We start from the raw sequence: 26,621 nt of genomic DNA, 5'->3' as shown, positions 1-26,621 counted from the left end.
GCCTTGGCTCTTTTCTTATCTCCTGCTCTAGCACTTGTTTTAGTTTTGACTCTTTTCCGTGCTTTTGCCCTTGCTGTTGTTCTTGCTCTTGCCTTTGATCTTGCCCTTGCCTTTGATCTTGCCCTTGCCTTTGTTCTTGCTCTTGCCGTTGTTCTTGCTCTTGCCGTTGTTCTTGCCCTTGCCTTTGTTCTTGCCCTTGCCCTTGCCCTTGCCTTTGTTCTTGCCCTTGCCTTTGTTCTCGCTCTTGTCTTTGTTGTTGCTCTTGCTCTTGCTCATGCTCATGCTCATGCTCATGTTCGCGCACATGCCCATGCTTAAGTTCTTGTCCATGTTCTTGTCCATGTGTTAGGTCTGTCATGCCCGCCGCTCAGCCTCCGATCCAAATCCATGCCAATGCCGCACAGAAGCAGACGAATATTGCCGAAGAGAGCAGCATTAGTCGGGAGGTCACAATGATATCCTCCGGTTCCATAGGACGCAGCGGTTCTCCCATGTAAGCCCGGAACGAAGTGATGCCGTGATAGACATTTTCGCCCCCCAGCCGAATGCCCAGTGCTCCGGCAACTGCTGACTCCGGGTAGCCGCTGTTCGGACTGGGATGAAGGCGGGCATCGCGAAGTACGGTGCGCCAGCAGCCCTGCCAATCCAGCCGCAGCAGCCAGGCGCATAAGGTTAACAGCAGCGCAGTGATTCGCGCCGGTATGTAATTGGCCACATCATCGAGCCGGGCGGATGCCCAGCCGAGGTCGCGGTATTTGTCGTTCTTGTAGCCGACCATGGAATCCAGCGTGTTCACTGCACGGTAAGCCATGGCCAGCGGTGCACCGCCCAGCAGGGCAAAGAACAGCGGGGAAATAATCGCATCGACGATATTCTCCGCTACGGTTTCCACAGTGCCGCGGACAATCTCCGGGCTTTCCAGCCCAGCCGTATCGCGGCCGACGATCATCCCCAGCGCCTTGCGCGCTGCGGGAAGATCACCCTTGCGCAGCTCGACATATACGGCAAGCCCTGCCTCCTTCAATCCTTTGGCGGCAATCGTTGTGGAGATCAGCCAAGCCCCGGCTGCCCAGCCGAGCCAGGGAGATACCCAGGACAGCAGTCCGACGAGGAGTGCTGTCAGCCCCCAGGCTCCGCCCGCCACCAGCAGCGGCAGCAGGACCCCGGCCCGCTTCAGACTCCGCGGCTGCAAGACAAAGCGGCGGATCAGCCGCTCGATCGCAGAAATCGCCTTCCCCATATACACTACGGGATGGGGAAGACTCCTTGGATCGCCTACGATAAGGTCCAGCATATAGGCTGCCAGCAATATTAACGCAAGACTCACAGGCACTCACCCCGCCGGGTTATCAGGAATAGGCTGCTCATTGCCCGCCCGTCCTAGCCTGCTCCTGTGGAGCAGATGGCACAGCTTGGGTCAGTCGAGCGGATGACACAGTTTGAGCCAGTGGAGCAGGTGGCACAGCTTGAGCCATGGAGGCGCTTTGGATGGCTTTCGCCTTGGAATCATATCGCACAACTTGATCTGTTTGAACCGATATTACTGGTTCAGCCAATTGTTCCACCTTAGCTGGCTGCACAGATTGCGCCGGCTGAACGGATTTCACCGACTGCAGGCTGCCGGTAACAGCGGCATACACCAGCCTGCCAATCGCGCCGCCAAGATCAGTAGCTGTTCCAGCGTAGACATGCTCCGCGCCGTAGCGCCCGCTTTGGCTCACGGCAAGCACAACCGCATCCGTGGTTGTGCCGGTTGCAATCAGGCCGTTCTCGGGATCGGTGACGCCGAGATCGGCCAGGGCGGCAGCTTTGGCTTCGGCTGCCGTCATTACGGCATTGACCATCGCCGCCGGAGTCAGCCGTCCATCAATGCCGAGCATAATATTGATCGTGCCGGGGCGGTAAGCCGCCAGCACGGGGCGCTCCACCCCGGCGCGCGCGGCATTGCCTGAAGCGGCCGTCACACAGCAAAAGATACCTGCCGAGCCGGTATCTTCTTCTATCACAGCTGCGTGCTCCAGCGGCACAGCGGTCATAAGGCCCGCACAGCCTTCTTGCGGGTAGCCCCATTCGCGCAATTTAAGCTCCATATCCCGCACAGGATCGCTGCACTCGTAATCACGACTGACAAATTGGTTGACGGCCCGCTGTAGTCGCCCCATTCCCCCGCCGTACACCGCACTCGAAATCCCATCCGCCTCAGCCGGGAACTCCAGCAGCAGATGTCCTTCCTTCCATTCCAGTACAAGCCCCGGCCATACCCTGCTCAGATACACAGTTTCCCCGCCGGTAAGATTAAAAGGGATTTTCACTTCGTCCATCTTCTACCATCTCCCCTCACAGTTTTTTTCCACAATCTATGCACAGCATCAGCCTTGTTCGCAGTTTCAACCTGGTTCGTACTTCAGCTCCATGTTCGCAGCTTACTACGGCTCGTAACTCCTACTGTAATTGTACTCAAAAAGCGGGCAAGAAGAAGCATGCCATCCAGCCGATCTCACTAAACATTGCCGCACAAGGAATGAATAACATAAAACTCTCATCAACGTTGATTCTTGCTAAGTATTGAAGGGCAGCCAGATCACTATGACTTTTTATAGTAATAACCTTAGCTCTCTAACAAACTTTTTCTCAACTAACATACTACTTCTCCTTTAACCTACCTCTTCTTAGCTAACATACTACTTCTCCTTTAACCTACCTCTTCTTAGCTAACATACTTCTTCCCCTCTAACCTACCTCTTCTCAGCAAATCTACCTCTTCTCAGCTAACTTATTACTTCCCCTCTAACCTACCTCTTCTTAGCTAACATACTTCTTCCCCTCTAACATACCTCTTCACATCCTCAACTATAGAGATAACTGCATACTGTACAACTAAAAGCTCTCATTTCAGGAGGAAATTTGATTTAGTTGCACTCCGTACATCTAAAAAGCCTGTTTCAGCAGAAATGCCCATTTCAGCTACTTTTAATTGCACAAAATACAAGTAACTCTCAAACTACCCTGCAGCCGCACCTGATAGTTGCAGAAAATACATCTATTCCATAATCTCATCACACTCATATTCGCTGCTACAGTCAGCAGATCCGCAAGCAAGCACATTGCAAATAGTTACAACTCTGATCGCTATGACTGGCCGCCACTGCTATTCTCCGCAGATTAATAATCTTCGCCAGCTTATGCCTCCTGCATATATCTGTCTGAGCAAGCAGCCCAGCCGATCATAAAAATTCCCCCTGCATAATCTCCGCCATCTGCCGGAGCAGCCGGGCATTGTCGCCCTGCCCCCGGACCGCGACGCGGATATGGCCGGGCCCCAGGCCGGCATACATGGCGCAGCTGCGCACCAGGATGCCGCTGCGGCCCAGCCTAGCCTGCATTTCCTGCGCCGTCCATGGCGCAGGCAGGCCGGCGAGCAGGAAGTTGGCCTCGCCCGGCGGCACAGCGCAGCCAAGGTGCAGCAGCCCCTGCCGCAGCACCTCCCGCTCCCCCGCGATTAACTCGCGGGTGTGCACCTCATAGGCTTGCCCGCTGCGCAGGCAAGCCTCCCCGGCCAGCAGCGCCAGGCCGTTCACGCTCCATGTCACCTGCTTGGCGGTCATTGCCGCTGCAAGCTCGGGATGCGCGACCGTGAATCCCAGGCGCAGCCCCGGGATGGCATAGAACTTCGTCATCGAGCGGATCAGCACCGTCTGACGGTACCCCGCCAGCTCCGGCAGCAAAGATTGCCGCCGCTCCCCGGGAATGAAGTCGATGAACGCTTCATCGACTGCAAAAATGGCCCCGCAGCGCTCCGCCTTGCGTGCCAGCAGACGGAGGTCGTCCAGCGAATACTGGACGCCGTTTGGATTGTTCGGCTGGCCGAGGAACAGCAGATCGACCTGCTCCAGCAGTCTGGCGATGCTCTGCACACCTGCCCGGTAATCCTGCTCCTTCGTTCCCTGAACGGACAAGACCTCCGCACCGAACTGCTCCGCAAGCTGGCGGTACTCGGAGAAGCAAGGCTCAATGATCCCCACCTTGCGCGGTGCTGCAGCCAGCAGTAACAGCGCCATTGACTCTGCTGCCCCGTTGCCCACCGTAATCCAGCTGCTGTCTACTTCAAGACTCTCCGACAGCAGCGACTTTAATCTGCGGTGTCCGGGATCGGGATAAGCCGTGACGGCTTGCCCGGAATCACGCAGCAGCTCAAGTACGCCGGGCGGCGGGCCCAGCGGGTTAATATTGGCGCTGAAATCAAGAAACAGGCCGTCCCCTACCCCATAGAGTTCCGCTGCTGTCAGCAAATCACCGCCGTGGCCATATTTTTCAAGCATAGTTCTGCACTCCCTCTGATCGTTCTCGCGGGTATCTTCTTCATTGACCCAATTATTGCCCCTTTGCCAAGAGTACGTCAATGCCCCGGCATCAGTGAATGCACAGTTAGGTTCTTCAGCACACATAGCTGCTTATATGAAAAATGTTTTCTATTTTGTGAAATGCAAGCTTTTAGTTTAGAATAAATGCAGTAGTTAATCATGCCTAAGCGGAGGAATACACTATGCTTTTTATCGATAACACAGGAATCACAGACGCATCGATTAATCTGGCGATTGAAGAGTTTGCACTTAAAAACCTGCCGATGGACGAAAGCTATCTGCTCTTTTATATCAACAGTCCGTCCATCATCATCGGCAAACACCAGAATACGATTGAAGAGATCAACCAGGAGTATGTAAAAGACAACAACATCCAGGTCGTGCGGCGGTTGTCCGGCGGCGGGGCTGTCTATCATGACCTCGGCAATCTCAACTTCAGCTTTATTACCAAAGACGACGGACAGTCGTTCCATAACTTTCTCAAATTCACTCAGCCGGTGATCGACTACTTGCAGTCCATGGGTGTAAATGCCGAGCTTAGCGGGCGCAATGACCTTCAGGTCGGCGAGCAAAAGATCTCCGGAAATGCCCAATTCTCCACACGCGGACGTATGTTCAGCCATGGAACCTTGATGTTCAACCTCAATTTGGATGATGTGCAGGCATCGCTCAATGTCAATCCGGAGAAATTCAAATCCAAGAGCACCAAATCCGTGCGCAGCCGGGTGGCCAACATTAAGGAGCTGCTCGGCACTGAAATGACGATTGAGGAATTCCGCGAAGGCCTGCTGCGTTCCATCTTTGGCATGGAGCCTTCCGAGGTTCCACAGTACAAGCTGACCATGGACGACTGGGTTCGGATCAATGAAATTTCCAGGGAGCATTACCAGAACTGGGATTGGAACTACGGCCTGTCGCCGAAAAGCAATGTGAAGCATACCCGCAAATTCCCGGCAGGACTTGTCGATATCCGCATGGATATTGAAGATTCCATTATTCAAGAGATCAAAATCTATGGTGATTTCTTCGGCGTCGGCGATGTGGCAGACGTAGAGAACGCGCTGCGCGGCAAACGTTATGAGCAAGCTGAGGTCAGAGACGCTCTGTCCGGGCTCGATCTGAAGCATTATTTCGGCCGCATTGAGCCGGAGGACTTTATCGGGCTTATTTTCCTGGAGGAATAGCTTTTCGCAAGTGGAAACGGCTTTGCCGTCCTTTTTAAGGACGGTACCGTTTCAGCGAGAAATAGAAGGATAAGTTATCGTGTGAAACATATAAATTCTTATATTTGAACAAAAACCAGCCAAGCTCCAATAACGGGAGTCTGGCTGGTTTTTTTAATGAAACAGCGGTTTCCAGCGCCGTTCCTTCCTCTGTTCACATTCAGTTATGCTTTGGAAAGCTTGCGCTTCTGGTACAGCAAAAGTCCTGTTACAAAATATATTATGGTGAGCAGAGCAATCATTGTGAAATCAAACCATACCTCATGCAAGCCTGCTCCATCGTTCAAGATGTGATTAAAAGCATTGGCGGTATGCGTAAGCGGCAATAAATCTGTGATCCCAAAGGAATGCCCGTGGATTGTCAATATACTCATCTTCGGCAGGGGGAACATACTCCCTGAAAAAAACATTAGAATAAAGAAAGGAAAACAGCCGACAGTTAAAACATCAAAAACAGTATTCAGGAAGCTTGCTACCACTAAGCTTATAGCAACCATGGAGAAGCTCGACAGGATCCCAACGACAAGGATGGCACCAAATCCTCCTGCCGGTCTGTAGCCTAATCCAAGCGCCGTCCAGTAGGACAGAACAATGGCCCCTGCTGCTACGATGGCTTGCGTAATACATATACCGGCAAGGAAATTGAAGGCTCCAAGACGGCTGAGCTTCAACCTTATAAGTGTCTTCTTATCATTTTCCTTCACAATGGAAGCTGTGGCTGTAAACAGGATCATTAAAACAGCCAAAGAGATTAAACCCGGAACATAACCTTCAAATTCGTTCAACGGCTGTTTTTTCTCCAGAAAAGTTTCATTTATACTTGCGGGCAATGTTATTTCCGCTGCATCCAACCCCTGTTTGCTTATAGCATCTCCCACCCATACCGCCGCAACCGGATATCGCATATTCCCCATGCTTCCATAAAAGTTTACATGAGCAGAGTCTGCATTGTTCCCGGCAGCCTTGCCGGCTAATTTGTCAGAATAATCTTCTGGGATGAGGATTCCTATATCTACGACCTTTTCCTTTACCTTTGCTCTTAATGGCTCCTCGCCACCAAAACCGGTTACATTAAATAGATGCGAGTTGTCCTGCCCCTTCATATTCTTCAGATTGCTGATTAATTCGATGGATGCATGGCCTGAATCCAAATTCAGAACGCCTAAATGATAAGTGATAGGCCCTCCCCCGTAAAAAAGGTTCATCAGTACTAAAAAGAACGGAGAGAACATCAAGACCATCGCGAGAACTTTCCAATCCCTTATGTTTTCCTTAAAGGATTTGGTAACCGAAGCCGCCAGTCTCATTCCCGCAGCCCCCTTCCAGTCACAGCAATAAATGCATCCTCAAGCGTCCGCTTCCGGATCGTCATATCCTCTATATGTATGTTAAAAGCCTGCAATCTCTGGTTCACCTTCGGAATAAGCTCAAGAACTCCACCCGCCCCCAGCAGAAATAATCCATCCAAATAGGTTCGCTCTGTACATTCATCCGGCATCGACTTCAGGACTTGATGGGCCAAATCTGCGCTTACCCCATTAACCCGTATCTGCAGAAGTTCTCCCTCCCCGGACTTTGCCTTGAGCTTCTCGGGAGTGTCTATCAAAAGCACCTTCCCATGGTCCATGATAGCCACCCTGTCTGAAAGTCTGTCGGCTTCATCCATGTCATGTGTGGTGAGAATCACCGTTCTTTCTTGTGCCAGCTGCCTGATGAAGTCACGTACGAGTATTCTGCTCTGGGGATCAAGCCCTGCCTGAGGTTCATCCAAAATAATCAGCTTCGGGTCATGGACAAGTGCCAGCGCGATATTGAGTCTCCTTTGCATACCGCCTGACAACGTCTTGGCAAGCTTATTTCTTTTCTCCCAAAGTCCAAGCGATTGCAGCAGGCTTTCTGCCTTATTACCGGCTGCTCTGGAACTTAGCCCGTAGGCCATACCGGCAAATTTCAATTGTTCAAGGCAGGTAAGCAGCTCCCAGATGACGATTTCCTGCGGACACAGCCCTATCATCCCTTTTACACGTTCATAGCCGGAAGACATGGAGATTCCATTTACAGTAATACGGCCTGAATCCACTTTGAGAAGACCGCACAGCATTCTTATGGTAGTCGTCTTACCGGCACCATTGGGTCCGAGCAACCCGAATACCTCTCCCTTGCGAACCGAAAAGCTTACATTGTCTACTGCGGGCAGTTCACCATATGTTTTGCTTAATCCTTCTACAGAAAGAAAGTTCTCATGCTCCATACATTGGATTACTCCTTTCGTTTATTTCAGCCAGACCTGTTCAAACCGCTCAACCAGAAGCTCAATATCCTCCTCAGGATGAATCATCACATAAGAAACAACCCCATCGAGTGCCCCCATCAAGGAGATTCCATAGGCTTCGGGGTCCCTCAGATCAGCCTCTCCGGATTCCACTGCTTTTTGAAACATCCCTACAAAGAACGCAGTGCTTTGATTTACATATTCTCTGTAATACTCCATAAGGGCCGGAGCTTGCAAAGCCTTTGACATCGATAAGAAAAAAAAGCTCAATTCTCTTGGCCTGCTTGCCCAATAGTTCAGATATTCTTTAATATATTGTCTTAATCCATCCATAGCACTGCTATTCGAGTAAGCCTTTTCTGCCATTTCCATGACTGGCTCTGAAAGCTTCTGATTCGCCTCCATCAGGAGGACTTCCTTATTGGGAAAATGATGATAAAAGCCGCCCTTGCTGACACCGGCCCGCTTGGCTATAGCATCTACAGATGCGCCATCATAGCCCTTTTCGAGAAACTCTTCTACGGCTGCCAGGAGCAGAGACTCCACTCTATGTTGCTTTAACTGTTTTTTTGTCATATTCGGCTCTCCATTCCGACCGTCGGTATGTTCAATATAACAAGGTCTGTTGGTGATATCTGTGAATTAAATAACACCTTGCTCAAAAAGGACGAGAAAAAAGGCTCCCCGCTGCAAGCAGCGGAAAGCCTTCAGTGCCCCAGGAGGAGCTTCGGCCGTCTCAAGGGGTGAGTACAAATGCATAAATGACCAGTACAAGCGTAAACACAATACAGAGATTCTCTACTGCACTACCCTTCTTCGTGCCGGTGCTCATCAGCTTAAGCCGAAGCTTGAAGGGGATCGGAGGCAGCGGGGTGATCCCGCGCTGGGTCAACGAATCCGCCAGCAGATGCAGCGCATAGGACAGGCCGCCGGCAATCCACAGGCTGCCGCCGTCATTCATTTCCAGGGAGGCAAAATAGAGCAGCGCTCCCCACCCGGCCACCGCGTAGAGCGTATGTGTTAGCCCGCGGTGCGGGACCACGGAGGACACGACCAGCACGCAGGCGGCAATGTAGTTCCACGGGTCGTAATCGTCTGCGAACGCGAACAGCGCCAGCGCAATCAGCAGCATGACGAGATGCCGCAGCCTCCTGCCCGGCAGGAAGGACACGCTGCCCACCAGCAGCGCCAGGGCGATATTCCAGGGCGGAGCTGCAACTTCGGCAAAATAGAGATACACCGCTGCTCCGATCAGAGCCACCTGCAGGATGCGCAGCAGGAATTCGGGAATCGCCTTGCGCACCAGCAATGAATTCGGCTCATCGATATCGGGGAGCAGCGCGCTGACTGCTGCCACGGCGATCGCCGGAATCGTGATTTCATAGCCGAGCAGATTCATAACAGAGAGGGTAACCCCGGTGCTGATTACTAAATGGGATTTGCCCATCATAGAGAACCGCTCCTTTCTAAGTTGTCGAAATAAGAACAAGTGTACGGTTATCGAAGTATACCAAGGTCTGGATTTTTTGTCCAGCCTGGGCTGAATGATTAAGTTTCACTCCTTGTACCAGCTGCCCTTTTGCGCAGTTTCGGCTTGTCCTTCCCCCTGTTTTAGGATACAATTTGGACAACTTGATACAGTAGCTGAACTCTATCTAACCCTTCTTATATTCCAGGAAAGGATGACCACTGTGACCCGCTCCAGAATCGCCGATCTCAGTCTGCTGCTGGTAGCGATAATGTGGGGCTCAACGTTTCTGATTGTACAGCATGCCGTCAGAGTGCTGCCGCCTCTCGCTTTTAACAGTATCCGGTTTACGGGTGCCGCTCTGCTGCTGGCGCTGATTACCGCTGTTTTTTACCGCCATGAATGGAAAAAGCTAAGCTGGCGCATGGTGGGCCACTCCCTGCTGCTCGGCCTTTTTTTGTTTATGGGCTATGGCTTCCAGACGATGGGCCTGCTGTACACGACCACTTCCAACACCGGGTTCATTACCGGTCTGTCGGTGGTGCTTGTCCCTTTCCTGTCCTTGGCGCTGCTGAAACACGCTATATCCCGCTATACCTGGTTTAGTGCAATCCTGGCGGTGGCGGGACTTTATCTGCTGACCTTTACCGGCTCGGCATTCTCCCTGAATAAAGGCAACGGCCTGATTCTGCTCTGCGCTGTCGCCTTTGCGCTGCAGGTTGCCTATACTGGCGTGTATGCTCCGCGTTATCCGGCGCTGCCGCTGGCGACGCTGCAGCTCGCTTTTGTCGGACTGTTCAGCATTGTGGCTTCGCTCCTTGTAGACGGAACCGCACCGCTGGCTCACAGCGGAGAGCTGATCCTGAAACCGGATGTGCTGTGGGCGCTGCTGATATCCATTGGTCCAACGAGCGCGTTTGCCTTCTGGATTCAGACCGCCTGCCAAAAGTACACCACCCCGTCACGGGTAGCCATCATTTACGCTACGGAGCCAGTATTCGCCGTCTTGACCGGCCTTGCCTTCGGCGGTGAGACATTAGGCATCTCCGCTGGTTTCGGCTGCCTTTGCATCCTTGCGGCCATGCTAATGGCGGAGCTCAGCCCTGAACCGGCCAGGAACGGAGTTCTGCAGCAGGATAGAAACTGAGCCTGAAGCAGGACTGAACAGCAGTACAAACCACCGCTACAAGCCGGAAATACAAATACAAATAGAAGCCAACTAAGGAGAGAACCACACATGTACAAATTGATTGCTATCGATATTGACGACACCCTGATCAATGATGAGAAAGAAGTAACTCCCGCAACACAGACCGCACTGGAACAGGCCGTTGCCGCAGGCGTTGTCGTAACTCTGGCTACCGGTCGCGCTTATGCTTCAGCACAAGCCATCGCCCGTCAAACGGGACTGAACGTGCCAATCATCACCTATCAAGGCGCATTGGTGAAGAACCTGATGGATGAAAAAGTACTGTACGAACGTTATGTCCCGCAGGATGCCGTACGCAAGCTGTTCACCTACTGTGTAGAGCATGACCTGCATCTGCAGACTTATATTGACGACAAGCTGTATGCCCGTGAAGAGAACCAGAAGCTGATTGATTACTCCGCGCTGAACGGAACCCAATACTATATTGAGCCGGATTGGGAAAAGCTCGTTCCGCAAAAAACGCCAAAAATGCTCATCATCGACGATCCCGCATTCCTGGACGAACTGTCGCCAATTCTGCGTGAGCTGCTGGGTGTTTCCGTCCACATCACGAAGTCGAAGCCGCATTTCCTGGAAATCATGCATCATGAAGGCACCAAAGGCCTGGCGCTTGAGTTCCTTGCGGCCCACTTCGGCTGCGAGCTGTCCGAAACCATTGCTGTGGGAGATTCCTGGAACGACCACGAAATGCTGGAAGCTGCCGGACTCGGCGTTGCTATGGCCAATTCCATTCCCGCGCTGAAGGAAATCGCTGATTTCATTACACTCAGCAATAACGAAGACGGTGTAAAATTCGCTATCGATAAATTTATTCTGAATAACGTAGAAGCTTAAGCTGAGGTAAACCTTAGGCAGTGTGCTGTAATGATGGGGAATGCGGATGCTTCTGCGGGAACCGGGAGGTTGAAGTGTGCGATTGAAGATCGCATAAGTAACCCCCTGCTTAAATGTATTTGCTGCAACTATTTGGGGCAAAAACTATTGATTTTGAGAAATAGTTGTATTCCGTGCAATTAAAAAAGACGAAAACCTGCTTTTCAGCCGGAATCCGCCTATGTAAATGTACAAAGTACAACTATTCCCAAATTGGGACCAAAAAGTAAAGTTATAGTTGTATGAAATACAGCTAACCGCAATTGCGAATAAGCAGATCGTTCTGAATATATGCTGAACCGCTCATTACCTGACTGCTGATTACTCAACTAACTAATAGTACGCGTTCTGTCGCTCAGGGGCCGTAGCATTGACGCTACTGTATATCTCATATTAATTCTCCGCCCTGGCCATTATGCAAAAGGGTGCTTAGTCCCGGGTCTATAGACCTTGACTAAGCACCCTTTTGTTGTCTAGCGGGGCACAGCTAGCAGCATGACGGGAAATCTATTGGCTCCGCGCCTATCATGCTTACCCCTGACCTGCCAGCTCTACTATGCTCCGCGCCTTTCATTTACTCTGAACGTGTGAGCGGGAGTCTTAGGCCCGTAACCGCCAGCGTCACATTTTCCGGCAAAATATAAGCATTTCTCAGATCCACATCATGCGACATATGTGTGTATACGGCGCGTGCCGGCTGAACTGTCCGCAGCAGATCTGCTGCTTCCGTCATATCATACACAGAACGTGTCGACAGCTCCGCCGCCTCATAATAAAAGCTTGTACCCAGTACCAGCAGATCCAGGCCATGCATGCGCTCCGTTTCCTGCGGTGTAAGGGAGATGGAGTCCGGACAATATACCCACTTATACCCCTCTTTCTCCAGGCGGAAGGCGTAGGAGTATCCGTTTTTGCCGTGATTCACTTTCCACGTGTCGATCTGCCAGCCATCCAGCTTGATCCCGTCATCGCACGGTATCATCTGTATATTGCGGTCCAGCCATGGATATTGCCGCAGAATCACCGGAATCACCTCCGCAGGCGCGTACAGCTCCCCTTTATATCCCATCCAGCGGCAGGCATCTGCCCATTCGGGCAATCCGCCAATATGGTCGAAATGGGCATGAGTCACCAGCAGCCTGCGCATAGTACGCTGCCCAAGCAATTCCATCTGCCGCCGCCAGTCCGGACCACAGTCAATTGCCACAAAATCACTGCCGTTATCTATAAGCACGGAAGAGCGAAGCCGCACATTCAGCCCGCCCGCTCTAGCCTCCATACAGGTCTCACAGCTGCAATATACCCGGGGAACGCCCATTGCGTCGCCTGTCCCCAAAAACACCAAGTTATCCATCTCTAATCTCTCCTTCAGTTCCCGGTGCGGAAGTTTAAGTAACCCCCATTATAGTACATCTCCCTCTTCATCTCATTATTATTAAAGCTCTCCATGCAACAAGCATATTTAGCACAGCGGTGAAAGGGGGGAGCCGTTAATGTAAAATGTGGATTTCAAGAACGCATACAGGAGGTTATTTTCATGGAAGACTGTTTGATCTGCAGACGGATTGACATGATTAAAGAAGACACCAATCCCTACTTCGTAGCTGAACTCGAAACCGGCTATGTGGTCATTGGCGACCATCAGTATTTTGAAGGCTACACTCTTTTTCTCTGCAAGGAACATAAACGGGAGCTTCACGAACTGGACAGCGGCTTCAAGCAGAAGTTTCTTATGGAAATGAGTAAAGTCGCCGAGGCGGTCAACATAGCTTTTGAACCGGATAAACTAAACTATGAACTGCTTGGCAACGGTGATTCACATATACACTGGCATATCTTCCCTAGAAGGTTAACAGAACCGAATCCTACTCATCCTGTTTGGTGGACGCCTAGAGAGACGATGTATTCAGAAAGTGTCAGACCGAGCCATGAGGCACTGGAAGAATTGAAGCATAAACTGCGGGGAGCGTTGGAGAAGTTGTAGGCTGACAAAGTATAGGCTTAAAGATTACATATAAAAACAGAGCAAAGACCGCCCTCTGCGGTGAGGTACGGTCTTATTTGCTGCAGCTTTGGTCTGCACAATCCTATCCGTATAAGTTATATTCCGGCCAGTACCTGATACCAGACTCCACGTTTGGCGTAGAGTGTGCTGCGCACTTCATCCCAGCCGCCAAGATACTGAATATCAAAAAGCCCAGCCGGGACAGGATAATGGTCTGCATTCTCCGCATACACCTGCTCATTCACCGGACGGAAGCCGTATTCGGCGAAGACCTCTTGGGCCTCCCGGGTTGTCAGGAAGTCCACCAGCGCCTCCGCTGCCTCGCGGGTTCCATGCTCATCCGCGTATTTGTCCACGACCGCCGCAGGATTCTCGATCAGGATCGTATTCTGTGGAATAACAACCTCATAATTTACACCCTGGGCAATCCGCGCCAGCAGCTCATTCTCATAGGTGACGATAACATCACCCACGCCGTATTCAAAGGCAGCCATCGAAGCCCGCCCGCTTTTGTCCAGAGATTCTACGTTCGCGTGTATGCTCTCCAAAAAAGCTTTAGCGGCAGCAGGGTCTTTCACCCCTCCTTGCGCCTCAGACAGCTTGAGACCCGCCCCATAGATGGCGTTGATGTCCCACTGTGCTCCGCCAGAGGTCTTCGGATTGGGATAAAGCACCTTAACGCCGGGCTTCGCCAAATCAGCAAAGTCGTGAATTCCCTTCGGGTTGCCTTCGCGTGTCCCTAGAGCGACAACCGAGCGGGTCACCATCCCGGCTTCTCCCCGCTCCTTCCAAGTTTTCTCTACCAGCCCTGCCTTTACCAGCTTGTCGACATCGCCTTCCATGGCCAGCAGCGTCACATCGGCTTCGAACCCGCCGGCAATTGCCCGGGCTTGGGTCCCCGAAGCCTCATAGGATTCCTGAAAGGCGATAGTCTGGCCGGTCTCCGCCTTCCACTTCGCTGCGAACAACGGCAGAATATCGCCCATCGCGTCTTTAGCCACACTATAGGCACCGACTACAAGCGTCAGGTCTCCTTGCTGGGGAGTTTCCTCCGCTGCGGTGTCCTGTTCCTTCGCGCAGCCGGCAAGGGCCAGCGCGAGCATTACCAGCATTAAGGCAGCTAGCCATCCGTGCAGTTGTCTGCTCCTTTTGAAAAGCCTCATACCGGCTCCACATCCTTCGGGGTGTAGGGTTTAACAATCTGTGTGTGACGCTTGGCTGGGGGAGCATTTGCCTATGGTGCAGCTATCAGCAGATATAAGATGTACTTCAAGCACTGTTCAAAGGCTTGCTCACAACTGCGGTGAATATTTGGACTTCCGGTCGCTGTTATGTTTGGATTTCCTGATTTGAACCGCTGCTAGCGGTAGAAATCCAAACATAAAGGCGAACGCTGTCGCTCCTACAGTTCCAAAATTCCCCTCCGTTGCTTTCACCCGTTATTGTTGGCTAAAGTTCATCTTACTTCATCGCGGGCGCTATCGCTTGCTCCAGCTTCAACTCGCCTCTTGCCGCTTTGACAACAGATTGTTAAACCCTGTTTTATATTTAATAAAAACTGCACCGTCCTGCTGCGGACGGTTAATGATATGAAATCTAGTGAGTGATTAAATGAATACAGGCATTGGGTCTTCCTTCAGCCCGTTCTCCTGAATCCAGCTCCGCTCATCATTAAACAGATAGGCGCGGTGGACAAGCACGGCGATCTCCTGGCCCGGCTGCAAGGTTTCCTTCTCCAGTGAACGGTAGGTCACCAGCTTATGTCCGTTCACTTCCACCTCTACCAGCCATTCGCTGCCGCGGAAATGCAGATGCTTCACGACACCTTGCTCCGTGGCCGAAGCCATTTTAAATTCATTTAGATGGCCCACTTCGATATACTCGGGGCGGATCAAGGCTTTGGTCGGCTTGCCGCCGCCCGCATTCTTAAAGCCCTTCAGCTCGGAGGCGCTTTCGATCAGTGTAGACTCGCCGATAAAGGTCGCGACAAACGGCGTCTTCGGCTCCTTGTAAATATCCCAAGGCGTGCCTTTCTGCTCCAGCCGGCCTTGGTTGATGATCATGATCTCATCGGCCACTTCTATCGCTTCGTCCTGGTCATGTGTAACGAAGATGGAGGTGATCCCGACACGCTCGATCAGCTCGCGCAGCCAGGAACGCAGCTCCTGGCGGATCTTCGCGTCAATCGCCGCGAACGGCTCATCCAGCAGCAGCAGCTGCGGCTCAGGCGCAAGCGCCCGGGCAAAAGCCACCCGCTGGCGCTGGCCGCCGGAGAGCTGATGGGGATACCGTTTCTCAAACCCCTTCAGTCCTGTGAGCTCCACCAATTCCATAACACGGTTCTGGATCGTATTTTTGTTAACTTTTTTCACCTTAAGACCAAAAGCGATATTCTCATAAACGGTCATGTGCTTGAACAGTGCATAGTTCTGGAAAACAAAGCCGATTTCCCGCTCCTGCGGCGGAAGATTGTTCACCGCCCGGCCGTGAAAAATGATTTCACCGCTGTCCGGCGTCTCCAGTCCTGCCAGCATGCGCAGAATCGAGGTTTTTCCGCCTCCGCTGGGCCCGAGCAGCCCGATCAGATGACCTTTGGTAATCCCGAAATCAACGTCCTTGACGGCATGAAAATCTCCAAAATGTTTATTCAGACCCCGAACCTCGACATGCATACCTAATGCACTCCCTTTCTTCTCTTGCTCCATTCCATCAGCAGCAGCAGACCCGCGGAAAATGCGGCCAGCACCAGCGCTATCCCGCCCGCAGCCGTTACATTGAAATTCTCGACATCCTGGTAGACCAGGGTGGTCGCGGTCTGGGTCTTGTTCATGATGTTGCCGGAAACGACAAGCACCGCACCAAATTCACCAAGCGAGCGCGCAACCGTTAGAATTACACCATAGATTACCGCCCAGCGGATCGACGGCCAGGTCACCTTCCAAAATGTTGTCCAGCCATAGGCTCCAAGCGTTGAAGCCGCCTCTTCCTGCTGTGAACCGATCTCCTGGAGCACCGGCATCACTTCACGCACCATTAAAGGGAAGGTTACAAAGAGCGTAGCAATGACCATCCCGGGAAAAGCGTACACAATCTTCAGTCCGATTTGTTCGAAGATTGACCCCAAAGCGCTGTCCGGGCCCAGCAGCAGCACAATCATCAGCCCGCCGATAACCGGAGATACCGCATAGGGCAAATCTACAATGCTGTTTAGCAGCCCTTTCACCCGTTTCCCCAGCCAGTTTGCCCGCACCAGATAAAGAGCCATCATAATGCCAAACAGCGTGTTCAGCAGCGTAACGACAACTACGACAAACCCGGTCATCATCAGTGCATGCAGCGCCTCCGGTCTGCTCAGGGCGGCCCAGAAGCCGCCGACGCCTTCACTGAAGGCCCCCATGGCCATCTTGCCCAGCGGCGCAGCAATCAGCAGGAAAAATACTAGGTAAGTTAGTCCAATCCATAATTTTCTCATGACCGTCTCCCCCGCATCTGCAGCAGATTGATCATCCAGAGAATAAGAAAGGACAACGTCAGCAGAATGATGGAAACCGCAGCAGCCCCCACCGGATTATCACTCTCCACTTCCCCGAAAATAAAAACGGAAGAGACGAGTGTACGGCCCGGAATATTGCCTGCTACCAATACAACCGCTCCGAACTCCGCAAGCGCACGTGAGAAGGCCAGCATCCCGCCGCTGATCATCCCCGGTGCCATGGAGGGCAGAATGACCTGCCTGAATACGCGGCTGCTTTTGGCTCCCATCGTATAAGCCGCTTCTTCCTCGGAAGGGTCAAGCTCCTCCAGCAGCGGCTGAACCGCACGGATTACGAAGGGGAAAGTTACAAAAACCATAGCGATTACAATCGCCGGTTGATGAAACACAATTTCAAAGCCCAGCGCCTCCGCGAGCCCGCCAATCAGGCTGCCTGGACCCAGCAGCAGGAGAATCATCAGTCCACCTACTGCTGTTGGCAGGGCAAAAGGCAGATCAACAAGACTGTTCAACAGTGCCTTGCCGGGGAATTGATAACGTATAAGGACCCAGGCAATCATCGTGCCGAGTACAACATTAATAACTGTGGCAATAACGGCCAGTTTTAAGGTCAAGAAGACCGACTTCCAGGCAATTGGGTCGCTTATCGCTTCAGCAAAACTGCCGAACCCTAGCGAAAATGAATTGTAATAGACGCCCAGTATAGGCAAAACGATAAGAATTACGAAATACAACAGTATAGTTGAGCGAAATCCCCAAGTCCAACCCTTGTGTCTAAGCAGCGAATTCAAGTTATAAGTCCCCCCACCTCCGGCTTACCGGTCGGTTTACTTGCCTTTATACCCATAATTATTCCTATTAATATACTTGGTTTAATATTATCACTACTTTACCAAATGCCTCTGGTATCGTCAATTACTTTCACAGACTTTTGGGGTAAAATATATTATCATTCCAACTTCTGCAGCACCGAAAGGAGATACAAACTAATGCTTCATACCATGGAGATCACGACCAGCAAGCGGGACGAATTGCGGGATATTACCCGCGAAGTTATTTCCTATGTTAAAAAGAGCGGTGTACAGAACGGGATTATCGTCGTGTATTGCCCGCATACCACCGGAGGAATTGCGATCAACGAAAATGCCGATCCCGACGTGAAGCACGATGTGCTGATGAGACTTGACGAAGTTTTTCCCTGGGAGCATCCCAACTACCGTCATGCGGAAGGAAATACCGCCGCTCATCTGAAATCGATTACGGCCGGTCCCTCACAGAGCATTATTATCCACGAAGGCGCACTACTGCTTGGACGCTGGCAGGGCATCTACTTCTGCGAGTTCGACGGGCCGAGACGGCGGCAGTGTTATTTGAAAATTGTCGAGGGGTAGGCAGACCCGAAAGTTATAGCTATTATTGTATAGAAAAAGCGGCTCCGCCAGTTTCGGGGATCCGCCTTCTATACAATGCATAGCCTCTATAACACTTTCGCCATGCAAAGTTATACCAATGCAACGTTCTAAAGTGTGAAGGGCTAGAAAAACAGTGTTTTTACAAACTGCGGCTTAGTACTTTGACATGTGTCAATGCGGCCACTTTGACATCATCGAAAGAAACTTTATCCTGAATGTAATAAGAAATGAATCCGTGAGCGGATAAAAACAAGGTTAATGGCACGCTCTGCCAATCCTCCGAAACATAACCCTCTTCCTTCATATGGCTGCGTACAATACTTGAGAATAACTCAAAACATCGTCCCTGTTCCGCTCGACAATAAGCAAGCAGCTCTTCATCCCGGATCATGAACATAATCTCATATTGGTAAGGATGATCCAGTCCGAAGCGGATAAACTCCATAATAAGCTGCTCCACCCGGGTCATTCCCGGTTCAGGCGGTTTGTTCATTGCTTCATTAAGCAGTGTTGCCACATGATTGAAATCCTCTACTACAATGGCGTAGAACAACTCCGCCTTTTCCTTGAAATGATAATAAAGAGAGCCGTGGCTATACCCCAAATGCTGACCGATGCTGCGCATGGAAATTGCCCGGTATCCTTTGGTGATAAACAGATGCCTTGCCGCCTCCAATATTCTTTCCCTCGACAACTCTCTCTCCACTGCTCTTCTTGCCATATCTTATTCCCCTTCGCTGTAGTAAAGCCGCCGCCCTTCAGTTACCAGGGATTGCCCCTCAGTAAGATCTGTTATCCATGCCTTAAATGCGTCGCCTTCATCATTTCGCGGGAGACACAGCAGTTTGACCTTATCTGTGAACGAAGTTTCTCCGGTCTTAATGCCTTTATTTCTCAGCTCATTTTCGACCTTGCCCAGCCAGGTGTACTCGATTTCCACGAATACTTCCCGCCTCAGCACACGGGTGATTACTTCTCCAGCTTCGAGTGCCAGCACTGCCCCATCCGTATACGCCCGGATAAGTCCTCCTGCTCCCAGCATGATGCCTCCAAAATAACGGGTAACAACAATTGCGACATTTTTAACACCTTGGTTGCGGATTACCTCCAAAATCGGTTTACCGGCCGTTCCACTCGGTTCCCCGTCATCCGATTGCCTCTGAATCTCGTCCCTCTCACCAATCGTATAAGCAGAGCAGTTATGTGTAGCATTCCAATGCTGCTTCTTGATGTTCTCGATAAATTGCACCGCTTCTTCTTCATTCTCCACCGGCATTACATGACCGATGAAGCGTGATTTACGGATTACGACTTCCCGGAAACCGGGAGAACGCACCGTCCGATATTGTTCCAGCATCCTTATTCCAGTCCTTACCTACGTATGATAACTTGATATAGTTTAGGAGCAGCCCCGGTATAGATTACCTATGGACTGCTCCCTGATGATTACTTAGTATGAATGTTCTGTGTTAGGCAATGGTACTACTCAGTAAGTCTGGCTTCGAGCTCAGCCTTTTCTTTCTCGTAACCCGGTTTGCCCAGCAGCGCGAACATATTTTTCTTGTATGCTTCTACGCCCGGTTGATCGAACGGGTTAACACCCAGCAGATATCCGCTGATACCGCAGGCTTTTTCAAAGAAATACACCAGATAACCGAAAGTATATGGCGTTTGATCAGGGATGGTAACGATCAGGTTCGGCACTTGTCCGTCCGTGTGCGCCAGCATGGTTCCCTGGAAAGCCTTCTTGTTAACGAAATCCATTGTCTTGCCGGTCAGGAAGTTCAGACCGTCCAGATCATCCGGGTCGTTCTCGATCGTTACATGATGCTCCACCTTCTCCACTTGGATAACTGTTTCAAAGATGTTGCGGTTACCCTCCTGAATGAATTGGCCCATCGAGTGCAAATCTGTGGAGAAGTCTACAGAAGAAGGATAGATTCCTTTGAAATCCTTGCCTTCGCTTTCGCCGTAAAGCTGTTTCCACCACTCAGATACAAAATGCAGCGACGGCTCGTAGTTCACGAGAATTTCCGTTGTTTTGCCTTTGCGGTATAGAGCGTTACGTACTGCAGCATATTGATAGCTCTGGTTAGTAGCCACGTCAGGGTTGTTGAACTCATCCGCTGCGGCTGCAGCCCCTTGCATCATTTCTTCGATATTGATTCCTGCTACGGCGATTGGCAGCAAGCCTACCGGCGTCAGCACGGAATAACGGCCGCCTACATCATCAGGAATAATAAACGACTCATAGCCTTCTTCATTCGCCAGCTTCTTGAGCGCGCCTTTCTCCTTATCAGTAGTAGCGTAGATACGTTTGCGTGCTTCTTCCTTGCCGTATTTCTTCTCCAGCGCTGCGCGGAAAATGCGGAAGGCAATAGCCGGTTCAGTGGTTGTTCCGGATTTGGAAATGACGTTCACGGAGAAGTCTTTGCCTTCTACAAGATCAAGCAGGTGCGTGATGTATGTAGAGCTGATATTGTTACCGGAAAAATAAACTTCCGGCGTTTTGCGTTGGTCCTTCGAAAGGTTATTGTAGAAGGAATGCGAAAGTGCTTCAATGGCAGCACGTGCGCCCAGATACGAACCGCCGATACCGATAACGATGAGTACATCGGAATCACTTTGAATTTTCTTGGCAGCTTGTTGAATACGTGCGAACTCTTCCTTGTCATAAGCTGTAGGCAGATCAATCCAGCCAAGGTAGTCGGAACCTGCGCCACTCTTGTTGTGAAGCTGTTCATGAGCCAATTTCACGGGAGCGGCAAAATAATCGATCTCTTGCTGGCTGAAGAAGGAAAGAGCTTTGGTGTAGTCAAAATTAATCTTCTTGGACATCGGTAATGGTAACCTCCTGTTTATCTCTTTAGATTTGACACCGTTTGTTACAACTTTATAATTAGGATACTTTAAATCGCCTTGACTGGCAAGGTCTTAAGGCACATCCCCGGCTTTAGAACCATGTTTTTGGAAGTTTCATGGAAGCGTTTGCCGTGTAATCATGGGAGCCTCTCCTGTGGAACAAGCCCGGGTGCCGTGATAGAATGTAGAAAAACATGGCTAAAGAATCTGAGCCGGGAACTACAGGTTCAATTTCTATAGTTATCTCAAAGAGCGAAGGTGGAAATGGAATGAAACAGATCGGCTTTATTGGACTCGGTACAATGGGAGCCCCCATGGCTTCCAACCTTCTGCGCGGCGGTTTTCAGGTTACGGTATATAATCGTACAGCCTCTAAATGCGAGCCTCTCGTTACAGAAGGCGCGTTGAGTGCATCTACTCCGCAGGACGCCGCAGAGGGTAAGGATGTTATTATGACCATGATCAGCAATGATGATTCGATCCGGGAAGTATTCTACGGCCAGGGCGGCATTCTGGAGGCCCTTAAACCGGGAGCCGTTATCATCGATTCCAGTACGATCTCACCCGGACTGGTGCGGGAAATCGCAGCAGCGGTGGAAGAACGCGGCGGAAAATTCCTCGATGCGCCTGTCACCGGCAGCAAACCAGCGGCTGTCGAAGGCACGCTGGTATTCATGGTTGGCGGCAGCGCAGAGGTGATTGAAGAACACCGCGATATCTTCGACACGCTTGGCCGCAAGCTGCTGCACATGGGTGACAACGGCAGCGGTGCCGTTGCCAAGCTCGCCCATAATGCCATGGTCGGGATTCATAATGTCGCCCTCGCTGAAGGCTTCTCTATCGCCGTGAAATCAGGCGTTCCTGCGGACAAATTCCTTGAGCTCGTCCAGAACGGTTCAGCCGGCAGCAAGCAGGCAGAGCTCAAAGGCCGCAAAATCATCGAAAATGACTTCAGCAACCAATTCTCACTCGCATTAATGCTGAAGGACTTGAAGCTCGCCTCCTCGCTCAGCGATCTCACAGGTGTGCCTTCACCGATGCTTGGCCTTGCCAAAAGTATGTTCCAAGCCGGATATACCCAAGGGTACGGTGATGAAGATCTCTCTGCTGTCGTCAAATGTTATGAAGAGTGGATCGGCCAGAAGATTGGCGCTGGCGCTAGCCAGGAGTAGAAATTTAATATAGCTGAATTTTCAGACGCAGCCGGAAGTACAGGCTGCGTCTGTTTTTGCTGTATGGCCGGGGTTGTCGCACCGCTCTCTGTGAGGCCGTTATTAACCTATTGTAAGGAATATCCATGCAGGAATCTGCCTGTCCATTGACGAATATTGATTGTGAAATTAAGTACATACCATTTCAAGGAGGAACCCCATGCTGAATATTCTTCCGGCTGACCCTTCAGATGCTCCGGTATTGGCTGAAATACAGAAAAGAACATTCGACGAAGATGCACTTAAGTATCGGAATAAAGCGGAAGACGGACCGCCAGGTTACGATTCCATTGCTTGGCAGGCAGAAATGATGAAGAAAGGCCATTATTTTAAGCTTCTTGCTGACGGCGTTATTATCGGCGGAATGATCGTATTCCCTGCTTCCGGGGAAGACGAATTCCTTCTCCTCCGGATCTTTATTGACCCCCTCCAGCAGAATCGCGGATTCGGACAGGAAGCATTTCATTTCCTCTTTGCCAGCTACCCAAGCGCAAAGAGATGGTCACTCGACACCCCTTCCTGGGCCATAAGAAATCATCACTTCTATAAGAAAATGGGATTCGTCCAGACCGGAGTAATCGGGTATCCTGACAGTCAAGACGCATTTTTTGAGTACGAGCGGATCAGCTCCAATGTAACAGCATAAATCATCCCTTAAACGATCCAATACGGCAAAAGTGGCGTGAGGTTCCCTATCATTTTTCCAGTGAAGACAAAAAAAGAAGCCCCGCCATAAACGCGGGACTTCCAGGTTAAAGCACTTATTGTTACAGAATCGGGTAAGAACAGCAATAATCAGTTAATCCGAATACTTCCAGTGCAAACTTGGAATTTCCGGGAACGTGGAACGTCTCCGCTCCTTTAATTTCCTTCCACACCTCTGTGCCGGGAAGCAGCACCTTCAGATCACCGGACAAAATTTCCATGGTCTCGGGACCATCCGTGCCGAATTCATACACACCAGGGAGCATAATGCCGAGTGTCACCTTAGTTCCGTCCTCCAAAATGACTGTACGGCTGGTAACTTTTCCATCGTAATAAATATTGGCTGCTTTTTGAATTGTCGCGTTGGTGAACTGACTCATGTGCTCATTCTCCCCCTTGTCCTTAATGCGTATATTATAGCAGGCCTTTTACGCGGCTGACTACATTTTCCACAGTGAAGCCATATTCTTTAATTACAGTATCGCCAGGTGCAGAAGCTCCGAAGGTTGTGATGCCCAGAATGTCGCCTTGGTCACCTGTGTAACGTTCCCAGCCGAAGGTTTGCGCCATTTCGATCGCCAGACGAGCTTTTACTTCAGGCAGAATGACGGAATCACGGTAGGCTTTATCCTGTTTCTCGAACAGATCCCAGCTCGGCAAGCTGATAACACGCACATCAATACCTTCTTCAGCAAGGGCTGCTTGTGCTTTTACAGCCAGCTGCACTTCAGAACCGGTAGCAATGATTTGTGCTTGCGGTGTGCCATTCTTGGAGTCGGAGACAACATATCCGCCGCGTTTGATATTATCGCGCACTCCTTCAACTGTGCCAGGCAGGATTGGCAGGTTCTGGCGGGTAAGCACCAGCGCTACCGGATTCGAGGTGTTCTCCACTGCGTAGGCCCAAGCCGCGGAAGTTTCGTTGGCATCCGCCGGACGAATCACAGTAAGACCAGGAATAATGCGCAGGGAAGCCAGTTGTTCAATCGGCTCATGGGTAGGACCGTCTTCGCCGACAGCAATACTGTCATGTGTCAGCACGTAGGTTACCGGCAGCTTCATGATCGAAGCCAGACGAACCGCAGGACGCAGGTAATCGGTGAATACGAAGAAGGTACCGCCGAATACTTTGAGACCGCTATGCAGTGCAATCCCGTTCATCGCTGCAGCCATACCGAACTCGCGTACGCCGAAGTAGATGTTGCGGCCGTCATAGGAGTCGGAAGTAAACTGTGTCAGGCCATTCAAATGTGTCATTGTCGAGCTCTCAAGGTCAGCGGAACCGCCCACCAATTGAGGAACACCGGCAGCAAGGGCGTTCAGTGCATTACCTGAAGCTACGCGGGTGGATACCGCTTTGTCTTCTGCTTTGAAGAATGGAAGCTTGGCATCCCAGCCTTCAGGCAGCTCGCCGCTGATTGCAGTTTCGAGCTGTGCTGCAAGCTCAGGGTAAGCCTTTTTGTAGGCAGCGAATTTTTCATCCCAAGCTTTGTTAGCCGCGATACCCTTTTCCTTCACTTCAGCAAAACGGGCGCGCACTTCGTCAGGTACATAGAAATCTTCTTCATATACCCATTTGTAGAAGTCTTTCGTAAGTTTCGCTTCGTCTGCACCGAGCGGGGAACCGTGAGTACCGCCATGGCCGCCTTTACCCTGTTTGTTCGGGCTTCCGTAGCCGATAACCGTCTTAACTTCGATTAGTGTCGGTTTGCTGCTGTCCGCTTGCGCTTCGGCAAGTGCTTTACCCAGCGCCGGAAGATCGTTGCCGTCTTCTACACGAAGAACCTGCCAGCCATACGCTTCAAAACGTTTAGCTACATTTTCGGAGAACGCAAGATTCAGCTTGCCGTCAAGGGAGATATCATTTGAATCGTACATTACAATCAATTTGCCCAGCTTGAGATGTCCTGCAAGCGATGCGGATTCGGAAGAAATTCCTTCCATCAAATCGCCGTCGCCACAGATTGCATACGTATAGTGGTCAATTACATTATGTTCATCTTTATTATAAGTAGCACCAAGCTGAGCTTCAGCCATAGCCATACCTACCGCCATACCGATACCTTGTCCAAGCGGACCCGTAGTAGCGTCAACACCGGCAGTGTGTCCGAATTCCGGATGGCCTGGTGTCAAGCTGCCCCATTGACGGAACTGCTTCAATTCTTCCATTGGCAGATCATATCCGCTGAGGTGCAGCAAGCTGTATAGCAGCATGGAGCCATGTCCTGCAGACAGTACAAAACGGTCACGGTTTACCCAAGTCGGGTGATCCGGGTTGTGGTTCATTGTTTTCGCGAACAGCTGGTAGCCCATTGGGGCTGAACCCATCGGCATTCCTGGATGTCCGGAATTGGCTTTTTCAATTGCATCGATTGCCAAAGTACGGATGGTTGTGATGGCCAGGTTATCCACCGTTGAATTTTCTTCTTTGTGGATCGCTTGTTCTTTTGCCTGTTCTGTCATTACAATAATCCTCCTCTAAATCAAGAATGTCATTTTGACTATTATTGTATCACTAATGTGGAAGCAATTCCAATTGTTTTTGTAAACTCTAGGTTTCAACAGCTTATATTTTGTATCTCCCAAACATCCTATACCTGATTTCCCCCAAAACAAATAATACTTGGATCTTGAAGCATGAATCCTAGCGGCTCTTATGTAAAAAAAATGCTATGCTAACTGGCGGTAGCATTCTGATAAGCGTTTAAGGTGAAGTTTTAACTTATGTCAACTTAGCCTTTGGTCCAGTTTTGAGTTAAGACTAAAGTTTGTTTTACAAAGCTGGATTATACAGTAAGATGAAGATACTTCAATTAACGGTTTAACCGGATGATACAATACTTCCAGAAGAAAGGAATTTCGAACATGACCGCAAATAGAGATATCTATATTGTGCTTACCGGGACGGGTACCGCCTTCAGCGGATTAATCAAATGGTTCACGAAAGCTGAGCTGAATCATGCTTCGATCGCCTTTGACAGTGAATTGCGCGAGGTATACAGCTTTGGAAGAAAAAAAATGTACAACCCGTTTGTTGCGGGGCTCATTCACGAGAACTTTATTGACCCCTTTTACAGCAGTGCGAATTGTGCAATCTATCAGCTCAGAGTCAGCAATACGGAATACGAGACGATGTACAACCATGTGCAGGGCATGATGCAGCATCAAGAGCGCTATAAATACCATCTCCTGGGCCTGATTGGAGTCCTGCTGAACATAAAAATAGACAGGGAGGACGCTTATTTTTGTTCCCATTTTGTCGCCTCCTTGTTTGAAGAAATTACGTTTCAGCCTGTAGATAAGCCCTCTTGCTTCGTGACGCCTGAAGATTTCGCCTCATCGCTGTGCGCTCATAAAATTTACAGCGGCAAACTGTCCTACTATATGCGCAGAACACAAAGATCTTACATAACCCAGGGAACGAAAAACGGATCTGCTGCTTCAACTGCCTCGCTAGGTTCAAGAATGTTAAGAGCAGCAGAAGAACGAGCCGAGGGAATCGTCTAACGATTATCCCTCCGCCCGT

General features: G+C 50.7%; 26 protein-coding genes. 8 read left to right on the top strand and 18 right to left on the bottom strand.

Annotated elements, in window-relative coordinates; all coding sequences use genetic code 11:
- Positions 1–39: 39 nt before the first annotated feature.
- From NST07_RS06695 to NST07_RS06680, 4 genes are all read right to left on the bottom strand, one after another.
- On the bottom strand, positions 40–342 hold the full coding sequence (locus NST07_RS06695; RefSeq protein WP_342481261.1) for a hypothetical protein: 303 nt from the start codon (positions 340–342) through the stop codon (positions 40–42).
- Between the two features lie 25 nt (positions 343–367).
- Positions 368–1,327: an adenosylcobinamide-phosphate synthase CbiB gene (gene cbiB / locus NST07_RS06690; protein WP_342481260.1), complete on the bottom strand. Its 960-nt coding sequence runs from the start codon at positions 1,325–1,327 to the stop codon at positions 368–370.
- Positions 1,328–1,364: 37 nt separating this feature from the next.
- Positions 1,365–2,321: an adenosylcobinamide amidohydrolase gene (locus NST07_RS06685; RefSeq protein ID WP_341090495.1), complete on the bottom strand. Its 957-nt coding sequence runs from the start codon at positions 2,319–2,321 to the stop codon at positions 1,365–1,367.
- A 903-nt stretch (positions 2,322–3,224) separates the two neighbouring features.
- A complete protein-coding gene (locus NST07_RS06680; RefSeq protein ID WP_342481259.1) occupies positions 3,225–4,319 on the bottom strand; it encodes a threonine-phosphate decarboxylase in 1,095 nt (364 codons plus the stop codon).
- 224 nt (positions 4,320–4,543) lie between these two features.
- Between NST07_RS06680 and NST07_RS06675 the strand changes: the two genes are divergently transcribed.
- A complete protein-coding gene (locus NST07_RS06675; protein WP_341090492.1) occupies positions 4,544–5,545 on the top strand; it encodes a lipoate--protein ligase in 1,002 nt (333 codons plus the stop codon).
- A gap of 203 nt (positions 5,546–5,748) precedes the next feature.
- Here NST07_RS06675 and NST07_RS06670 read toward each other — a convergent pair whose 3' ends face one another.
- The 4 genes from NST07_RS06670 to NST07_RS06655 all read right to left on the bottom strand — a co-directional run bounded on the left by NST07_RS06670 (position 5,749) and on the right by NST07_RS06655 (position 9,306).
- Positions 5,749–6,891 carry an ABC transporter permease gene (locus tag NST07_RS06670; protein ID WP_341090489.1) on the bottom strand — a complete coding sequence of 381 codons (1,143 nt, stop codon included), beginning with the start codon at positions 6,889–6,891 and terminating at the stop codon, positions 5,749–5,751.
- Positions 6,888–7,835, bottom strand: a complete 948-nt coding sequence (locus NST07_RS06665; RefSeq protein ID WP_341090487.1) for an ABC transporter ATP-binding protein — start codon at positions 7,833–7,835, stop codon at positions 6,888–6,890. The genes NST07_RS06670 and NST07_RS06665 overlap by 4 nt, the downstream gene beginning before the upstream one ends.
- Before the next feature lie 21 nt (positions 7,836–7,856).
- On the bottom strand, positions 7,857–8,432 hold the full coding sequence (locus NST07_RS06660) for a TetR/AcrR family transcriptional regulator (protein ID WP_341090485.1): 576 nt from the start codon (positions 8,430–8,432) through the stop codon (positions 7,857–7,859).
- A 160-nt stretch (positions 8,433–8,592) separates the two neighbouring features.
- Positions 8,593–9,306, bottom strand: coding sequence for a metal-dependent hydrolase (locus NST07_RS06655; RefSeq protein ID WP_341090484.1), 714 nt, complete (start codon positions 9,304–9,306; stop codon positions 8,593–8,595).
- A gap of 241 nt (positions 9,307–9,547) precedes the next feature.
- Between NST07_RS06655 and NST07_RS06650 the strand changes: the two genes are divergently transcribed.
- Positions 9,548–10,471, top strand: coding sequence for a DMT family transporter (locus NST07_RS06650; RefSeq protein ID WP_341090483.1), 924 nt, complete (start codon positions 9,548–9,550; stop codon positions 10,469–10,471).
- A gap of 90 nt (positions 10,472–10,561) precedes the next feature.
- Positions 10,562–11,368: a Cof-type HAD-IIB family hydrolase gene (locus NST07_RS06645; RefSeq protein ID WP_341377587.1), complete on the top strand. Its 807-nt coding sequence runs from the start codon at positions 10,562–10,564 to the stop codon at positions 11,366–11,368.
- A 613-nt stretch (positions 11,369–11,981) separates the two neighbouring features.
- On the opposite strand, the gene NST07_RS06640 is transcribed toward NST07_RS06645, so the two are convergent.
- Positions 11,982–12,761, bottom strand: a complete 780-nt coding sequence (locus NST07_RS06640) for an MBL fold metallo-hydrolase (RefSeq protein WP_342481258.1) — start codon at positions 12,759–12,761, stop codon at positions 11,982–11,984.
- A gap of 183 nt (positions 12,762–12,944) precedes the next feature.
- Here NST07_RS06640 and NST07_RS06635 point away from each other — a divergent pair, with 183 nt between their 5' ends.
- Positions 12,945–13,391: an HIT family protein gene (locus NST07_RS06635; protein ID WP_038587134.1), complete on the top strand. Its 447-nt coding sequence runs from the start codon at positions 12,945–12,947 to the stop codon at positions 13,389–13,391.
- A 116-nt stretch (positions 13,392–13,507) separates the two neighbouring features.
- On the opposite strand, the gene NST07_RS06630 is transcribed toward NST07_RS06635, so the two are convergent.
- The 4 genes from NST07_RS06630 to cysT all read right to left on the bottom strand — a co-directional run bounded on the left by NST07_RS06630 (position 13,508) and on the right by cysT (position 17,696).
- Positions 13,508–14,524, bottom strand: a complete 1,017-nt coding sequence (locus NST07_RS06630) for a sulfate ABC transporter substrate-binding protein (protein WP_342481257.1) — start codon at positions 14,522–14,524, stop codon at positions 13,508–13,510.
- 495 nt (positions 14,525–15,019) lie between these two features.
- The gene (gene cysA / locus NST07_RS06625) at positions 15,020–16,084 is read right to left on the bottom strand and encodes a sulfate ABC transporter ATP-binding protein (RefSeq protein WP_038587129.1); all 1,065 of its coding nucleotides are present in this window, start codon (positions 16,082–16,084) and stop codon (positions 15,020–15,022) included.
- A 2-nt stretch (positions 16,085–16,086) separates the two neighbouring features.
- Positions 16,087–16,884, bottom strand: a complete 798-nt coding sequence (locus NST07_RS06620; protein ID WP_341377584.1) for a sulfate ABC transporter permease subunit — start codon at positions 16,882–16,884, stop codon at positions 16,087–16,089.
- Entirely contained in the window at positions 16,881–17,696 is an 816-nt protein-coding gene (gene cysT / locus NST07_RS06615; RefSeq protein ID WP_341119642.1) for a sulfate ABC transporter permease subunit CysT, read from the bottom strand. The genes NST07_RS06620 and cysT overlap by 4 nt, the downstream gene beginning before the upstream one ends.
- Before the next feature lie 198 nt (positions 17,697–17,894).
- Between cysT and NST07_RS06610 the strand changes: the two genes are divergently transcribed.
- Positions 17,895–18,296, top strand: a complete 402-nt coding sequence (locus NST07_RS06610) for a secondary thiamine-phosphate synthase enzyme YjbQ (RefSeq protein WP_342481256.1) — start codon at positions 17,895–17,897, stop codon at positions 18,294–18,296.
- A gap of 160 nt (positions 18,297–18,456) precedes the next feature.
- Here the strand turns inward: NST07_RS06610 and NST07_RS06605 are convergent, their stop codons facing one another.
- The 3 genes from NST07_RS06605 to NST07_RS06595 all read right to left on the bottom strand — a co-directional run bounded on the left by NST07_RS06605 (position 18,457) and on the right by NST07_RS06595 (position 21,155).
- The gene (locus NST07_RS06605; protein ID WP_341090476.1) at positions 18,457–19,038 is read right to left on the bottom strand and encodes a TetR/AcrR family transcriptional regulator; all 582 of its coding nucleotides are present in this window, start codon (positions 19,036–19,038) and stop codon (positions 18,457–18,459) included.
- Between the two features lie 3 nt (positions 19,039–19,041).
- The gene (locus NST07_RS06600) at positions 19,042–19,674 is read right to left on the bottom strand and encodes a YigZ family protein (RefSeq protein WP_038587115.1); all 633 of its coding nucleotides are present in this window, start codon (positions 19,672–19,674) and stop codon (positions 19,042–19,044) included.
- 125 nt (positions 19,675–19,799) lie between these two features.
- Positions 19,800–21,155 carry a glucose-6-phosphate isomerase gene (locus tag NST07_RS06595; RefSeq protein WP_342481255.1) on the bottom strand — a complete coding sequence of 452 codons (1,356 nt, stop codon included), beginning with the start codon at positions 21,153–21,155 and terminating at the stop codon, positions 19,800–19,802.
- Between the two features lie 293 nt (positions 21,156–21,448).
- On the opposite strand from NST07_RS06595, the gene NST07_RS06590 reads away from it, so the two are divergent.
- Both NST07_RS06590 and NST07_RS06585 read left to right on the top strand, forming a co-directional pair.
- Positions 21,449–22,351: an NAD(P)-dependent oxidoreductase gene (locus NST07_RS06590; protein WP_341090474.1), complete on the top strand. Its 903-nt coding sequence runs from the start codon at positions 21,449–21,451 to the stop codon at positions 22,349–22,351.
- Positions 22,352–22,550: 199 nt separating this feature from the next.
- Complete coding sequence (locus NST07_RS06585; RefSeq protein ID WP_342481254.1) at positions 22,551–23,036, top strand: GNAT family N-acetyltransferase; 486 nt, start codon at positions 22,551–22,553, stop codon at positions 23,034–23,036.
- Positions 23,037–23,157: 121 nt separating this feature from the next.
- On the opposite strand, the gene NST07_RS06580 is transcribed toward NST07_RS06585, so the two are convergent.
- Both NST07_RS06580 and tkt read right to left on the bottom strand, forming a co-directional pair.
- Complete coding sequence (locus NST07_RS06580; RefSeq protein ID WP_038587105.1) at positions 23,158–23,475, bottom strand: pyrimidine/purine nucleoside phosphorylase; 318 nt, start codon at positions 23,473–23,475, stop codon at positions 23,158–23,160.
- 34 nt (positions 23,476–23,509) lie between these two features.
- Positions 23,510–25,558: a transketolase gene (tkt, locus tag NST07_RS06575; protein ID WP_342481253.1), complete on the bottom strand. Its 2,049-nt coding sequence runs from the start codon at positions 25,556–25,558 to the stop codon at positions 23,510–23,512.
- A gap of 402 nt (positions 25,559–25,960) precedes the next feature.
- Here tkt and NST07_RS06570 point away from each other — a divergent pair, with 402 nt between their 5' ends.
- Positions 25,961–26,602, top strand: coding sequence for a hypothetical protein (locus NST07_RS06570; RefSeq protein WP_341090469.1), 642 nt, complete (start codon positions 25,961–25,963; stop codon positions 26,600–26,602).
- The last annotated feature ends 19 nt before the right edge of the window (positions 26,603–26,621 follow it).

It is taken from the genome of Paenibacillus sp. FSL L8-0340 (assembly GCF_038593145.1).
GTDB lineage: Bacteria > Bacillota > Bacilli > Paenibacillales > Paenibacillaceae > Paenibacillus_AQ.
Note: the sequence above shows the minus strand (reverse complement) of the source record. Positions and strands in the feature narration are given on the sequence as shown.

Coding starts and splice junctions, on each gene's coding strand:
- NST07_RS06695 (WP_342481261.1), bottom strand. CDS start 342: ATGGACAAGAACATGGACAAGAACTTAAGCATGGGCATGTGCGCGAAC.
- NST07_RS06685 (WP_341090495.1), bottom strand. CDS start 2,321: ATGGACGAAGTGAAAATCCCTTTTAATCTTACCGGCGGGGAAACTGTG.
- NST07_RS06680 (WP_342481259.1), bottom strand. CDS start 4,319: ATGCTTGAAAAATATGGCCACGGCGGTGATTTGCTGACAGCAGCGGAA.
- NST07_RS06675 (WP_341090492.1), top strand. CDS start 4,544: ATGCTTTTTATCGATAACACAGGAATCACAGACGCATCGATTAATCTG.
- NST07_RS06670 (WP_341090489.1), bottom strand. CDS start 6,891: ATGAGACTGGCGGCTTCGGTTACCAAATCCTTTAAGGAAAACATAAGG.
- NST07_RS06665 (WP_341090487.1), bottom strand. CDS start 7,835: ATGGAGCATGAGAACTTTCTTTCTGTAGAAGGATTAAGCAAAACATAT.
- NST07_RS06660 (WP_341090485.1), bottom strand. CDS start 8,432: ATGACAAAAAAACAGTTAAAGCAACATAGAGTGGAGTCTCTGCTCCTG.
- NST07_RS06655 (WP_341090484.1), bottom strand. CDS start 9,306: ATGATGGGCAAATCCCATTTAGTAATCAGCACCGGGGTTACCCTCTCT.
- NST07_RS06645 (WP_341377587.1), top strand. CDS start 10,562: ATGTACAAATTGATTGCTATCGATATTGACGACACCCTGATCAATGAT.
- NST07_RS06640 (WP_342481258.1), bottom strand. CDS start 12,761: ATGGATAACTTGGTGTTTTTGGGGACAGGCGACGCAATGGGCGTTCCC.
- NST07_RS06635 (WP_038587134.1), top strand. CDS start 12,945: ATGGAAGACTGTTTGATCTGCAGACGGATTGACATGATTAAAGAAGAC.
- NST07_RS06630 (WP_342481257.1), bottom strand. CDS start 14,524: ATGCTGGTAATGCTCGCGCTGGCCCTTGCCGGCTGCGCGAAGGAACAG.
- cysA (WP_038587129.1), bottom strand. CDS start 16,084: ATGCATGTCGAGGTTCGGGGTCTGAATAAACATTTTGGAGATTTTCAT.
- NST07_RS06620 (WP_341377584.1), bottom strand. CDS start 16,884: ATGAGAAAATTATGGATTGGACTAACTTACCTAGTATTTTTCCTGCTG.
- NST07_RS06610 (WP_342481256.1), top strand. CDS start 17,895: ATGCTTCATACCATGGAGATCACGACCAGCAAGCGGGACGAATTGCGG.
- NST07_RS06605 (WP_341090476.1), bottom strand. CDS start 19,038: ATGGCAAGAAGAGCAGTGGAGAGAGAGTTGTCGAGGGAAAGAATATTG.
- NST07_RS06600 (WP_038587115.1), bottom strand. CDS start 19,674: ATGCTGGAACAATATCGGACGGTGCGTTCTCCCGGTTTCCGGGAAGTC.
- NST07_RS06595 (WP_342481255.1), bottom strand. CDS start 21,155: ATGTCCAAGAAGATTAATTTTGACTACACCAAAGCTCTTTCCTTCTTC.
- NST07_RS06590 (WP_341090474.1), top strand. CDS start 21,449: ATGAAACAGATCGGCTTTATTGGACTCGGTACAATGGGAGCCCCCATG.
- NST07_RS06585 (WP_342481254.1), top strand. CDS start 22,551: ATGCTGAATATTCTTCCGGCTGACCCTTCAGATGCTCCGGTATTGGCT.
- NST07_RS06580 (WP_038587105.1), bottom strand. CDS start 23,475: ATGAGTCAGTTCACCAACGCGACAATTCAAAAAGCAGCCAATATTTAT.
- tkt (WP_342481253.1), bottom strand. CDS start 25,558: ATGACAGAACAGGCAAAAGAACAAGCGATCCACAAAGAAGAAAATTCA.
- NST07_RS06570 (WP_341090469.1), top strand. CDS start 25,961: ATGACCGCAAATAGAGATATCTATATTGTGCTTACCGGGACGGGTACC.